Below are 13,735 nucleotides of genomic sequence, written 5' to 3'. Positions count from 1 at the left end.
AGACCAAGACCAAGACCAAGACCAAGACCAAGACCAAGACCAAGACCAAGACCAAGACCAAGTCACACAGTCGCTCAGCCCCGCACCGCAAAAAGCTGCTTGCCGAAATGAAGCAAGAAGCTGACTATGTCATAGGTAACGCACGCGGAGATAGCGAACGTCATGTGTCACTTAAAGCAATCGCGTGAGGAAGCGTGTATAATAGAAAATACTGACAAGCAGGAGCCGGGCCGCCTTTGTTCGTTGAAGCGTTCCGGCTTTAGTCAAGCGGGCGGCAGAGGACGGCGGTGGTTGGCGGTTTTACCGCATTCGTCTGTCCGATCGGCCCGATTGAGCTTAATGATGACTGAAACCAGGAGGTATCCGGCTATTATGGAACTGAATCACAAACGCAACGATACGAAGTCCGCGGCTGCTTTTGCCGAAGCCAAGAAAGTGATCCCCGGAGGTGTGAACAGCCCGGTCCGCGCATTTAAATCGGTCGGTCTCACTCCGATGTACATGGAGCGCGCAAGCGGCTCGCGGGTATATGACATTGACGGCAACGAATATATCGACTATATCGGTTCCTGGGGCCCCCTCATTCTCGGTCATGCCCATCCCGAAGTGATCGAAGCCGTCAAATCGACGGCGGAGAAGGGAACGAGCTTCGGAGCACCCACGCTGATCGAGACGGAAATGGCCAAACTTGTCGCCGAGCGCGTACCTTCCATCGATATCGTGCGGATGGTGAATTCCGGTACGGAAGCGACGATGAGCGCACTGCGGCTGGCCCGCGGTTTCACCAAGCGCAACAAGATTCTAAAATTCGAGGGAAGCTACCACGGTCATGCCGATGCGCTTCTGATTAAAGCGGGCTCGGGCGTAGCGACGCTGGGCCTGCCGGACAGCCCCGGTGTGCCGGAATCCGTCGCCCAGAACACGCTGACGGTGCCTTATAACGATTTGGAGACCGTCAAGGTGGTATTCGAAAAATTCGGCGAAGATATCGCGGCCGTCATCGTCGAGCCGATTGCGGGCAACATGGGCGTCGTGCCTCCTCTGCCCGGTTTCCTGGAAGGACTGCGCGAAGTGACTTCCAAATTCGGCGCTCTGCTTATTTTCGACGAAGTGATGACGGGCTTCCGCGTTCACCTGAACTGTGCACAGGGATTGTTCGGCGTGACGCCGGATCTGACCTGTCTCGGCAAAGTCATCGGCGGCGGGCTTCCCGTCGGCGCTTACGGCGGACGCAAAGACATCATGGAGCAGATTGCGCCAAGCGGCCCGATCTATCAGGCGGGTACGCTGTCCGGAAATCCGCTCGCGATGGCGGCGGGGTATACGACTCTTAAGCTGCTCGGACAGCCGGGCGTGTATGAGGACCTTGAGCGTAAATCCGCCCGGCTGGCGGAAGGCTTCCTGGCCAACGCCAAGGAAACCGGTGTTGCAAGCACACTGAATCGCGTCGGGTCCATGGTATGCCCGTTCTTCACGGAGCAGGACGTTGTCAATTACGAGACGGCCAAAACGTCCGATCTGTCGGTTTTCAACCGTTATTTCGGCAACTTGCTGGATCTGGGTGTCTCGGTAGCTCCTTCCCAGTTCGAGGGCATGTTCGTTTCGGCCGCCCATACGGATGAAGACATCGAAGCGACGATTGAGGCGAACCGTGAAGCTTTAAAACGGCTGTAGGCGTTAGCCGGCTGTTTTGCATGGTTTTTATTATGATGTACGATAAATCCCCGGTCTGTCAGGACCGGGGATTTTTTGTGCCTATCGATATGCACATAAGGCTTGGTGTTGGGTCTTTCATCGGGTTCCGTCCCGAGAGATCAGCCGTTTTTCCGCATCGCGCGAAGCTCCCAGCGCGCAGCGCTCGGCGTCACATGGTGGTGGTCAACCACAGCTGGGCAGCTCTCATTTCCTGCCTGGAGGCGGACCGATGCCGGGAAGCCGGTTGATGCCGTTAAGGGAAAGGGCGTACCGCTTCGCGCGGGGCTTGTTTTCTTTTAAAAGGCGGAGATGATAAAATGGGGAAGACTTTCGATAACGAACGGAGCTGTTTATTGGCATGAAACGGTATTATTTTTTTGATTTTCCGATTGATCTGATTTTTGTCGTATTCGTATTTGTCGTGCTGCTTGCCGTCATGGCAGTCGGGCTGCGGAAGGGAGGGCGTTATCGTGACGGGCAGAAGAAAAGGGGAATGGATTGAGCTGACGTTGCCGGGCGATGCGTGTACGTGGGAAGAGGTCAGCGCCGTACTGCCGGTTCCGCTTAAGCTGTGGCGCAGGCTGGAGCGTGAAGACGGAATCCGCCGCCAGGGGAAAAAGATCCTGCTGAAGGTATTCCCTGACGAACCTTCATCCGTGCCCGGGGAATGGACCGATCTGCAGGTCTTGTTTGAAGACGATTATCTGCTTGTCGTCAACAAACCGGCGGGGATGGCGGTTCATCCGTCGGAACCGGGGCAGGGAGGGACGCTGGCGAACGCGGTATCCGGCTATTACGAATCCACGGGCCAGAGCTGCGGTGTCCGCCACATCCACCGGCTGGATCAGGACACGAGCGGTGCCGTGCTGTACGCGAAGTATGAGCTGCCGCATCTTCTGCTTGATGAAGCGATGCGGGAGAAGGCGATCGGGCGCATCTATGCGGCCGTCTGCAACGGCAGGCCGGCACCTCCGGCGGGAACGGTTTCGGCTCCGATCGGAAAAGACCGTCATCACCGGGCGCGCCGCCGTGTATCTCCCGGAGGAGACGCGGCGGTCACTCATTACCGCACGGTGGAGAGCTTTAAAGACGCGGCCCTGCTGGAGCTCCGGCTGGAAACCGGGCGGACGCACCAGATCCGCGTGCATATGAGCCACATCGGCCATCCGCTGCTCGGGGATTCGCTGTACGGCGGGAGAGTAAACGACTTCGGAAGGCAGGCGCTGCACGGCGCACGCTTGCTGCTTCGTCATCCGGTTACCGGCGAGGATCTGGCCGTCGATGCCCCTTATCCGGAAGATTTTCGTGAGCTTCTGGCCGCATTGAACGTATAAATGAGAAAATGCAGTCATGCCGTCCTCCATCTCTCATATACATAGTAAAGAACGGAGTCCCGCGATAAGGCGCAGCTTTACTAGAGGACAACCGAAGGGAGGATGGCAACGTTGACGGAAGAGCAGAACGGTCTGCGATTCGACATCTACGAACGCGTACATTTGGCGGAAGGAGCCGCCGGCATACGGGATCTGGACGATGTGGAACTGATTCCCCGCATAGAGGTGATACCCCAGCAGGAACAAGCTTTGCTGAAAGGCAGCCTGCTGCTGAACGGAAGCTATCTGGATGAGCAGGAAACGAAACGTTCGCTGGAGCATTCCATTCCGGTGGAGATTACGCTGCCGCTCAGCCGGGTACAGCGGATCGAAGATATTTTGGTCGATATCGAAACGTTTGACGTGGACGTACTGAATTCACGGAGCCTGAATGTGACCGGGGTGCTTTCCCTGCACGGCGTGGAGATGGCATACGAAGCCGGAGGGTGGAGCGAAGAGGACGAAGAGGTTGTTTTCGTGCACGAGGCGGCTTCCGCTCCGCAGCATGTTCCGGCAGAGCAGCCCGGTATTACCCTGGCGGAGCAGTCCGTTGAATCCGCGGGAGCAAGCGACGGTCTGCAGCTTCGCCAGCAGACGGAATATGCGGCCGCGGCGGACGGGCCGGGGAAGCAGCCGCCGGCATCGGCCCAGTTCCAGGCCCAACCGCAGGCTCCCGTCTATCCGGGCAGCTCGTACAAGGCCGAGAACCCGTGGCTGCGCGAGATGCGGGCGGAGCAGCCCGGGGCACAGGCCGCGGCGCCGTCCGCGCCGGCGCCAAGCGCCTGGGACCGGCTGGCCGCGCCGAAGTCACCTCCGCCGCAGGCGGATTCGTCCGCTTCGTATGCGGAGCGGTCTTTCGGCGAGCTGACGCTGAACCAGCTCTCGTCCGAGCGCTCCTACCGCAGCGCGGGCGAGGAAGAGACGCAGGAGCAGCGCACGCCGTCCGCGGCTGGGGGGCAGCAGGCGCTTGCCCAGGCGGCGGACCCCGCTTCGGCCTCCCCGGCGGAGCAGGAGGCGGCCGGTAAAGCGGAGGGCGAAGAAACGGCGCCGGCTTTCGGCGTCGAGGCGGAAGTCATCGAGCCCGAGAAAGAGCCGGTGAATGCTTCCGCTCCCGCCGAGGAGAGCTTGGAAGTATTCGCCGATGAAGAGCCTGCCGCGCAGGAAGAAACGAAGGAACTGAAGGTGGCGTTCGGAAGCAAGAAGCAGCAGGATGCGCCATCGTCCGGAGGTTCCGGCCTCCAGTCGCTCTTCGCAAACGGTGCGGGCAGCAGCGGCGCATCTTCTCACGACCGCACCGATAAGGATGAGCGGGAATACGCAGCCGCGGCGGGTTCGGAAGAATCCAAGGCAGACTCCCTGGAGTGGAAAAAGCTTTTTATCCAAGCGGAAAAAGAAGATCAGCAGTTCCGCAAAGTGACGATGTGCATCGTCCAGAAGGAAGACTCGCTGGATCTTATCGCGAAACGGTATGAGATCAATCCGAGAGAGCTGCAGCTTTACAACCGGCTGGAGGATCAGGAAGTCAGCCCGGGACAGATCCTTTATATCCCCGGGAAAGCCGTGTTTTCTTCCTCCGATCAATAATCCGGCAGGCATCCGGGCAAGTTCCCGCAAGGTGCGATAAGGTTGTTGGGGTTCAATAAGTCCGATAAACTCCGTTAAATTCCGATAGCGCCTATGAACCGAATAATTGGGGTTGAAAGAGGAGCCGCCGCGTGCGGCTTTTTTCTTTTGCCGGTGGGAAGCCGGACAGACTTTTGGGTTATGAAAAGGAAAGTACAGGAGAAGCCCCTAAAAATTTGAATGGAAACGCTTGCAAAAAACAGCTCTTGAGACCGTGTCGGATTGGGCTGAAAGAAGGAAGGCGTGCGCCTCCTTGTGCCCTAAGTCACTGCCGAGAGGCTAATATAACCTGAATCGGCCGAAAAACGGCGGTTTCCGCGGGGTTGAGACTTCACGGGAGAGCCACATCTCGGCTTTTTCGCATGCGCAGCTCACACGGGGAGGGAATTTAGTAGCGGTATTGCCCGGAAGAATGGGACGAAAAAAAGGAGTTTGTCCCGGTTTCCCGAGGAGGTAGGTACAAGCCGGGACTATTCCAAGTAAAATTGTGGGAATTAAATGTCCCTCTTTTTCCGCCCCTAAATCCGTCCCTAAGACCTAGCCTAGTTACCCCGTCCCACCCCCAAATCGAAAATTGAGCCGAATGGCTTTCCCTGGGACCTGTCTTTGGTAGCAACTGTTAAAAATACGTTTACGACCCCCTGAAAGCCCGCGGGGCCAGTCTTTAACAAGTACGGGGGAACTTTTACCGTGAAAATGAAACATGTCCGGACAGTTACGGCGTAGAGACAAAGGTCTGATTCGTTGTACCTTACAAGCCTCTGTAGAAAGCATTTTAACCGTAAAATACTCGAAAAAAATTATAAATAACTGGAAAATGTGATAAATAAAAACAAAAACAAACAGGAAATCCAGCTCATACTTCGCTTTGCAAAATAAGCAGTAGTAACTACATGAATTTATAACTATACACCCTCATGCAATCCATACGATTTGTGACATAATTTTAGTAACATTCGGATCTGGAGGGAAAATGAATGATTGATATCCATACCCATATCCTTCACGGTCTGGATGATGGACCAGGCAGCCTGGAGCATTCACTCGAAATGGCGCGAATGGCGGTGTCGAATGGAATATCGACGGTATTCGCTACCCCTCACCACCGGACAAGCCGATATTTCACCTCTCCCGCTGAAATAGAAGAAGCGGTTGCAGAATTGAATGCCTCCCTGCTGGAGCACAATATTCCGCTTCACGTTAAAAGCGGCCAGGAGATCCGCGTTACCCCGAATCTGATTGACGACTGGTACGAGGATACGCTGCTGACGCTCGGAGGAACCCGGTATCTGCTGATCGAATGTCCCGCTTACTCCCTTCCCGGGGAGCTGGCCGAGATTTGCCACGAATGTTCGGTTTTGGGGCTCGTCCCCGTCCTTGCGCATCCGGAGAGGAACGCCGAGGTGGCGGGAGATCCCGACAAGCTGCTGCGGCTGGCGGAATGGGGGGCGGTGTTTCAGCTTACCTCAGACTCCATCCTGGGTACATTCGGCTCGAAAGTACAGTCGCTCGCTTATGAGCTCTGTTCCCGCCGGCTGATCCATCTGGTTGCGTCGGATGCGCACGATCTGGTCCGCAGACCGTTCAGGCTGAGCGAAGCCTACGCGAAGATAGAAGCGAAGATAGGCCGTGATTATGCGGAATACTGCCGCCGCAACGCCATCCGGGTAGCGAACGATCTCCCCTTGGAAAAACTGGAGCCGGTCTCAAGCCGGCCGCGAAGGCTTTTTGCGATGTTCCGCTAGATGGCGCACCTTTGTGCTTTAGGGTTACAAAGCGGCAATTAACCATTGTTTTAATGCGATGAAGCGTATGGAGCGGCGGCTGGCTGCCCGTAAGCCTTCATCCGGGCCGCGTCATACGGATACCAAAGGAAAGCGAGGGATTCAATTCGGTGAGTATAGATTTTGAAATTAAACGGTATTTGGCTGTCCTCCGTAAAAGATTGTGGCTCATTCTGCTGATCGTGGCGGCGGGTTGTCTCATTACCGGCGTCGTAAGCAAATATTACTTGAAGCCCGTTTATCAGGCTTCCACAAAGCTGATCGTGAATTCCCCTGCGGACAACCAGGGAATGCTGAGGCTCGATATGAATGCGATTAACACGAATATTTCCCTGATTCACACTTACAAAGAAATTATCAAAACGCCGGCGATTATGGATCTTGTCGTCAAGGAGCATCCGGAATACGGAGTGACCTCCGACGATCTCATGAGGCGCATCCAGTTCAGTTCGGTCAGCGATACGCAAATTTTTACGCTGAGTCTTCAAGATGCTTCCTACTCCAAAGCGGCCCAGATGATTAACACGGTGGCGCAAATGTTTCAGAAGCAGATTCCGAACATTATGAAAATCGACAACGTCTTCGTACTCCATGAAGCGGACCCGGCCAAAACGCCGGCGCCGGTCAAGCCGAATGTGCCGCTTAACGTGGCCATCAGCTTTCTGGCTTCGCTCATGTTCGCGATCGGACTCGTTTTCGCACTCGAATATTTCGACGACACCCTAAAAACGGAGGAAGACGTGGAGCATTATCTCGGCCTTCCGACCCTGGTAGCCGTCCCGGAAATACGGGCCGGAGATATGAAGCCCAAACGCACCCCGCTCGGGAAGAAAGTAGGTGAAGCATCCGGTGTCCCAATCCAGTAAACAGCGGCCGATTATCGCCCACAGCAATCCCATGTCGCCGATATCCGAAACATACCGCACCCTGCGGACGAATATCCAGTATTCCGGGGTGGACGGAGAAATCCGGACGCTGATGGTCACCTCGGCCAGCCCTTGGGAAGGGAAGTCCACCACAATAGACAACCTGGCCGTCGTGTACGCCCAGACGGACAAGAAGGTGCTGCTTATCGACGCGGACCTGCGCAAGCCGACGGCTCACCGCACGTTCGGCCTCTCGAACCGCACCGGATTGACGGACGTGCTGACACGGCAGGCCGAAGTGGAGGAAGCGCTCAAGGAGACGGACATCCCGGGCCTGTACGTCATGACCTGCGGCACCGTGCCGCCCAACCCGTCCGAGATCCTCGGTTCCCGGCGGATGACGGATCTGCTGGAGCGGCTTAAACAGGAGTTCGACGTGATTCTGGTCGATACGCCTCCCGTCCTTGCCGTCAGCGACGCTCAGGTCGTGGCGACCCAGTGCGACGGCGTCGTGCTCGTCGTGAACGCGGGCGGCGTCAAACGCGAGCTGGTGCAGAAAGCGCGGGACAGCCTGCAGTTCGTCCATGCAAGAATCCTGGGCGTCGTACTGAACAAAGTCGCCCGCAAGGATGCCAAGATGAATACGTATTACGACTACAGCAGCTGACTGGTTTGGGAAACGGCGGCTTTATCCATTATCCATTATCCATTTAGATTCATCATCCTTTGATCAAAACGGTTTTCAACACTATGGGGAGGGGAAAAGATGAGTTATTCTAAACGGACGCCCATGCTTGTCCTGATCGACATGATTATCGTATGGGCGAGCATTTACCTGACTTTCCTGGCGCATTTCCGGGGCGGCATTCCGCAGGAAGTCATGAGTGTCATTATGCTCTACACACTGGTATCCGGTATCTCGCTGGCATGCGCGATGTTCTACTTCCAGCTCTATAACCGGATCTGGCAGTATGCCAGCGTCGGTGAGATGGTAGCGATCGCCAAAGCGGTCATCGTATCCTGCCTGATTTCGTATGCGGTGACGTCATTCCTGTCTGCGGGCGAGATTACGCTGTACATGTTCCTCCAGAATCTGAATGGCATCCTGCTGATGCTGGGCGGTTCACGATTTGTATGGCGCGTGTTCTGCGACAATTTTTACGGCAGCTCAAAATCCCGCGGCGGCAAACCCGCCCAAAGGACGCTTGTCGTCGGAGCCGGAAGCTGCGGGGTCATGTTCGTGAAGGAGCTTGCACACAACGACAGCTTCATGATGAAGCCGGTCGCCTTCGTGGACGACGATCCCTACAAACAGAAGCTCCAACTGCATGGCATACCGGTTATGGGAACCCGCCTCGATATTCCCCGGATCGTGGAAGAACAGCGGATCGACGATATCATCATCGCGCTGCCTTCGGTGTCGAAGACGCAGATTTCGGACATTATCAATATTTGCAAAACGACGAAAGCCCGTCTGAAAATCATTCCGCAAATCCAGGAATACATCCAGGGAAAAATGGCGGCGAACCAGATGCGCGACGTGCAGGTGGAAGACCTGCTCGGACGTGATCCGATCCAGACGGATTTACAAAATATCGCCGATTACGTGCAGAACAAAATCGTGCTGGTTACCGGCGCGGGCGGGTCTATCGGCTCCGAGCTCTGCCGTCAGGTAGCCCCGTTCAAACCGGCCCGGCTGCTCCTGCTCGGCCACGGTGAGAACAGCATTTACGGCATCGAAATGGAAATGCGCCGGCTGTTCCCGAACCTGCCGATCGAAACGGTGATCGCCGATGTGCAGGACCGGACCCGCATTGCGGACGTGTTCCGCGAGTTCAGCCCGCAGGTCGTCTTCCACGCCGCAGCGCACAAGCATGTGCCGCTCATGGAGCGCAACCCGTCGGAGGCGATCAAGAACAACGTGTTCGGCAGCAAAAACGTCGCGGAATGCGCGGACGAATTCGGTGCGGAGCGTTTCGTGCTCATCTCCACGGACAAAGCGGTCAACCCGACGAGCATCATGGGAACGACCAAGCGGATCGCGGAAATGTTTATCCAGAGTCTGGACAAGCACAGCAAGACGAAATTCGTGGCCGTCCGTTTCGGGAACGTCCTGGGCAGCCGGGGCAGCGTGATTCCGAGATTCAAGGACCAGATCGCCCGGGGAGGCCCGGTGACGGTAACCCATCCCGAGATGGTGCGTTATTTTATGACCATTCCCGAAGCGGTGCAGCTCGTCATTCAGGCCGGAGCTTTCGCCAAAGGCGGCGAAGTGTTCATTCTGGACATGGGCAAACCGGTGAAAATCGTCGATCTGGCGACCGACCTGATCCGGCTTTCCGGCTACGAGCCGAACGTCGACATCGATATCGAATTTTCCGGTATCCGCGCCGGCGAGAAGCTGTACGAGGAGCTGCTGACCAGCGAGGAAGGAATGTCCTCCACGATGCACGACCGGATTTTTATCGGAAAGCCGATGAACATCAACCGGACAGAGCTGGAATTCGAAATGCGCCGTCTCGAACGCGTGCTCGGCAGCGATCCCGATGAAATCCGCGCGCTGCTTCAGCATCTGGTGCCGACCTACCGCAATGTTTCTTAAAACTCAAGCAGGAATGGAATTGAATCCGGGATGAGTACCAATACAACCGCGAAACCACTTACACAGCGTTCTTTATCGAAAATGCTGATGAAAAGCAGCTCGCTGTCCTTCCTGGTCAACGTGGGGGGAATCGGCATCGCGCTGATTCTGCAAATCCTGCTGGCCAGACAGCTGGGCGCCGTCAGCTACGGCTATTATTCGTTCGTCACGACCGTAGTGACGTTCCTTGTTTTCCCGACGAAGCTCGGGTTCGACACCGCCATCGTCCGCTACGTCTCGTCCTACCGGGCGCACGGGCAGTGGGCGGAGGTAAAAGGCCTGCTCCGCCGGGCGAATCAGATCACGGCGGGGTTGTCGCTGGCCGTTACGGTCATATCGCTTCTCGTCGTGCTCCTGATGAGCGGCACCATGAACGGCGAACTGCTCTACACCTACATAGCCGGACTGCTCGGCATACCGGTGATGGCCCTGGCCCTGCTCCGCCAAAGCTCCCTTCAGGCGCTGAAGGAGATGCTGCACGCGCAGCTGCCGGAGAAAATCATCCGCCCGGTCGTGTTCATCGCGCTGCTGTTCCTCTACAACGCCTTCGCGGAGTCGAAGGCGGGAGCGGGTGAGGCGATGCTGCTCTTCCTGGCCGCCATGGCCGTCTCTTACGCCATAGGCGCCTGGGTGCTCAAGCGCAGACTGACCCCGCAGATCCGGGATGCCGGCACCGCCTACAACACCCGCGAATGGGTGAACGTGTCCCTGTCGCTTATGTTTGTCTCGGGCATGTACCTCGTGCTTGGCCAGCTTAACGTGCTGATGCTCGGCTGGATGGAAGGGACGACCGAGGCTGGGATTTACGGGGCGGCCGTCCGGATCGCGACGCTCGTTTCGTTCGGCCTGACGGCCATCAACATGACGGCGGCTCCTTTTATTTCGGAGTCTTACGCCAAGAAGGACGACAAGCAGCTCCAGCAAGTGCTCAGTCTGAGCAACCTGGCGGGATTCCTGTTTGCGGGCGTCATCTACGTCGCCTTCCTGTTTCTGAACGATCCCATTCTCGGCCTGTTCGGAGAAGAGTTTAAACAGGGTTCGCTGGCCTTGCTGATTTTGTCCACCAGCCAGCTCGTCTCCGCTTTCAGCGGACAGACGGGTACGCTGATGACGATGACGGGGCAGCAGAAAACGCTCGGACGGATTCTGGCCGGTTCCGCCGTTCTGAACATCGTGCTGAACCTGGCTCTGATCCCTGCCTTCGGCATGCTGGGAGCGGCCGTTACGAATCTGCTCTGCACCGTCTGCTGGAAAACAGCCATGGTGATCGTCATCCGGCGGAAGCTGAATATTTCCATTGGAATGTTTGCCTGGATGACCGCCAACAAAAAGCGAGGGAATTAATGTGAAACATATATTGCTTGCGGGTGTGCCCCACTCGACGAACCTGGGAGACGGGCTTATCGCGATGACCGTCAATCAACTGATCCGCACGTGCGGGGAATATACCGTCACCAACTTCGATTTGACGGCCGGTCTGTACAAAGAACCCGCGGGGAGCCGCGAATCAACCCGGGAAACCGGCAGGCCCGCGTTAACGCGCGACTACAAACTGAACGAAGTCAGTGTGAAAAAAAAGCTGACGCCGGATTTTCTGCGCTACATGAAGTCGTATTCGGTCCATAAGCGCAAAGACGCCGTACTCGGCGAGCAGATCCGCGAGCTTGTCACCCGGGCGGATGCGGTGCTGATCGGCGGAGGACATTTGTTTATCGACACGTACTTGTCGTTTCCTATCGCCATGCGCCGTCTGGTCCGGGAAGTGAAGAGACAGGGCAAGCCGCTTCACGTCGTGTTCGTCGGGATGAGAGGGCCCTGGAGCTTTCTGGCCCGGAAGTGGTTTACCGATATTTTGCATTACGCCAAAACAATATCAGTCCGAGACGAAGATTCGCTGGCTTATTTACTTTCCATCGCTCCGTCTCTGGCGCACAAGGCCGTGGCTTTGTCCGATCCGGCGCTGGTTACCCTGGAAGCATTTCCGGGAAGGCGCTCGGCCGGGGACGCAGGGGCCGTTACCGCCCGGACCATCGGTCTTGGCATCATGGACCCCAATGAGATGAGACGGCATTCCCCTTACCAATGGGAACGGGACGATTGCGCCGATTGGTGGTACAGCCTGGCGAAAGGGGCGGCCGACGGCGGCAGCCGCGTCCGGATCTTTACGAACGGGGCGGATACCGACAACGCCTTCGTGGAGCGGTACGTCAAACCGCGGCTGGCCGGAATGCCAGGCGTGGAATTCGCCCCTTATCCGGACGATGTCGGGGATCTGGTCGAGAGCATCCGGGACTGCGATACGGTTATCGCGCAGCGCCTGCATGCGTGCATCCCGGCCATCTCCTTCGGCAAGCCGACCTACGGCATCGCCTGGGACAAGAAGCTGGCGAGCATTTTTAAAGATCTGGGCCTCTCCGGGCACGTGCTCGATTTCCGTACGGACCCCAAAGCGGTGCTTGCCGGGCTTGTCCCGGAGAAGAGCCGCCAGGAAGGCTCCGTCCGGATCGTCAACCAGAAGAAACGGGAGCTTGTTACTTACGTCGGGAGGATTCTGCATGAAGCCTAAAACAAAAATTCTTCACGTCGTCGGAAAAATGCATCCCGGCGGGATCGAAACGCTATTGATGAACTTATACCGGACGATTGACCGGGATAAATATGAATTTCATTTTGCCGTACAGTTTGAGGAAAAAGGATTTTACGATGACGAGATCATCGAGCTGGGAGGCCGCATCTTCAGGCAGCCCCATCCGAAAAAAGGGCTGCGCGCCTTCCGTCGTGCTTTCCTCGCCAACTTGAAGGAACACGGGCCGTATCAGGTCGTACACAGCCACATTTACCAGTTCAGCGGCTATGTGCTGAAGCTTGCGGGTGAGATGAACGTCCCGGTAAGAATCAGCCACAGCCACAACACGCATGACAGCAAGCGGGAATCGTGGCTGCGCAACCTCTACCGCAGGTATATGCGGGGATTGATCCGCAGCAACTCCACGACGATGCTCGGCTGCTCCCGCTCCGCCTGCGAAGCGCTTTTCGGGCCCGACTGCTGGCGGGACGAGCGGGTCGTCGTGTTCCCGAACTCGATCCAGGTCCAGCCTTACGGGCAGCTGGAGAGAGACCGCTCGGCTTACCGCAGAGCGGTCGGGGTCACGGACCCTCATGTGCCCGTGATCGGGCACATCGGAAGATTCAGCGAGCAGAAGAACCACCGGTTTCTGCTCGAGATCTTTGCCCGCTTCCTGCGGACCCGTCCGGACGCCCGGCTTGTACTGATCGGGGACGGACCGCTGCGCGGCGAGATGGAAGCCCGGGTCCGCGAGCTGGGAATCGCGGACAATGTGCACCTGCTCGGGGTCCGCAAGAACATCCCCGAGCTGATCGGAGCCTTCGACCTCTTCCTGCTGCCTTCGCTGTACGAAGGACTCGGCATCGTGGTCATCGAGGCGCAGGCTGCGGGCGTTCCCTGCCTCATCTCCGATCAGGTGCCGGCGGAAGCGGACCTGAAGCTGGGGCTGGTCAGCCGCCTGTCCCTGAACGAAACGGCCGAGACGTGGGCCGGGGCGATCCGGGAGCAAACCGCCGGGTCGCGGCTGGACTGGCCCGTCCGGCTGGAGGCGCTGCGGGAATGCGGATACGACATTCAGACAAGTGTGCGGAGACTGGAGCGGATGTACGCTGCGGCGCCATAGCTCCGCAGCCGGGCTGCCGGAGGGAGCGCCTCCCCTTCGCAACCTGTTTGTGATCGGATATGTA

The 13,735-nt window shown here is 57.3% G+C and carries 11 protein-coding genes; all 11 read left to right on the top strand.

Annotation, left to right across the window (positions count from 1 at the left end; genetic code table 11):
- Positions 1 to 372 precede the first annotated feature (372 nt).
- Entirely contained in the window at positions 373 to 1,674 is a 1,302-nt protein-coding gene (gene hemL / locus ABC395_RS19645; protein ID WP_413005602.1) for a glutamate-1-semialdehyde 2,1-aminomutase, read from the top strand.
- Positions 1,675 to 2,053: 379 nt separating this feature from the next.
- Positions 2,054 to 2,197, top strand: coding sequence for a hypothetical protein (locus ABC395_RS19640; RefSeq protein ID WP_413005601.1), 144 nt, complete (start codon positions 2,054 to 2,056; stop codon positions 2,195 to 2,197).
- Positions 2,166 to 3,029, top strand: a complete 864-nt coding sequence (locus ABC395_RS19635) for an RluA family pseudouridine synthase (RefSeq protein ID WP_413005600.1) — start codon at positions 2,166 to 2,168, stop codon at positions 3,027 to 3,029. Before ABC395_RS19640 ends, ABC395_RS19635 begins: the two co-directional genes overlap by 32 nt.
- 102 nt (positions 3,030 to 3,131) lie before the next feature.
- Complete coding sequence (locus ABC395_RS19630; protein WP_413005599.1) at positions 3,132 to 4,652, top strand: LysM peptidoglycan-binding domain-containing protein; 1,521 nt, start codon at positions 3,132 to 3,134, stop codon at positions 4,650 to 4,652.
- Between the two features lie 1,016 nt (positions 4,653 to 5,668).
- The gene (locus ABC395_RS19625; protein ID WP_413005598.1) at positions 5,669 to 6,436 is read left to right on the top strand and encodes a tyrosine-protein phosphatase; all 768 of its coding nucleotides are present in this window, start codon (positions 5,669 to 5,671) and stop codon (positions 6,434 to 6,436) included.
- A 149-nt stretch (positions 6,437 to 6,585) separates the two neighbouring features.
- On the top strand, positions 6,586 to 7,341 hold the full coding sequence (locus ABC395_RS19620; RefSeq protein WP_413005597.1) for a YveK family protein: 756 nt from the start codon (positions 6,586 to 6,588) through the stop codon (positions 7,339 to 7,341).
- A complete protein-coding gene (locus tag ABC395_RS19615; RefSeq protein WP_413005596.1) occupies positions 7,325 to 8,008 on the top strand; it encodes a CpsD/CapB family tyrosine-protein kinase in 684 nt (227 codons plus the stop codon). Before ABC395_RS19620 ends, ABC395_RS19615 begins: the two co-directional genes overlap by 17 nt.
- A 99-nt stretch (positions 8,009 to 8,107) precedes the next feature.
- Entirely contained in the window at positions 8,108 to 9,943 is a 1,836-nt protein-coding gene (locus tag ABC395_RS19610; protein WP_413005595.1) for a polysaccharide biosynthesis protein, read from the top strand.
- Positions 9,944 to 9,973: 30 nt separating this feature from the next.
- A complete protein-coding gene (locus tag ABC395_RS19605; protein WP_413005594.1) occupies positions 9,974 to 11,326 on the top strand; it encodes a flippase in 1,353 nt (450 codons plus the stop codon).
- 1 nt (position 11,327) lies between these two features.
- Entirely contained in the window at positions 11,328 to 12,548 is a 1,221-nt protein-coding gene (locus ABC395_RS19600; protein ID WP_413005593.1) for a polysaccharide pyruvyl transferase family protein, read from the top strand.
- A complete protein-coding gene (locus ABC395_RS19595; RefSeq protein ID WP_413005592.1) occupies positions 12,538 to 13,671 on the top strand; it encodes a glycosyltransferase family 1 protein in 1,134 nt (377 codons plus the stop codon). Before ABC395_RS19600 ends, ABC395_RS19595 begins: the two co-directional genes overlap by 11 nt.
- The last annotated feature ends 64 nt before the right edge of the window (positions 13,672 to 13,735 follow it).

It is taken from the genome of Paenibacillus canaveralius, from assembly GCF_047238265.1.
Classification (GTDB): domain Bacteria; phylum Bacillota; class Bacilli; order Paenibacillales; family NBRC-103111; genus Paenibacillus_F.
This window is presented reverse-complemented; position numbering and strand designations above follow the sequence as displayed.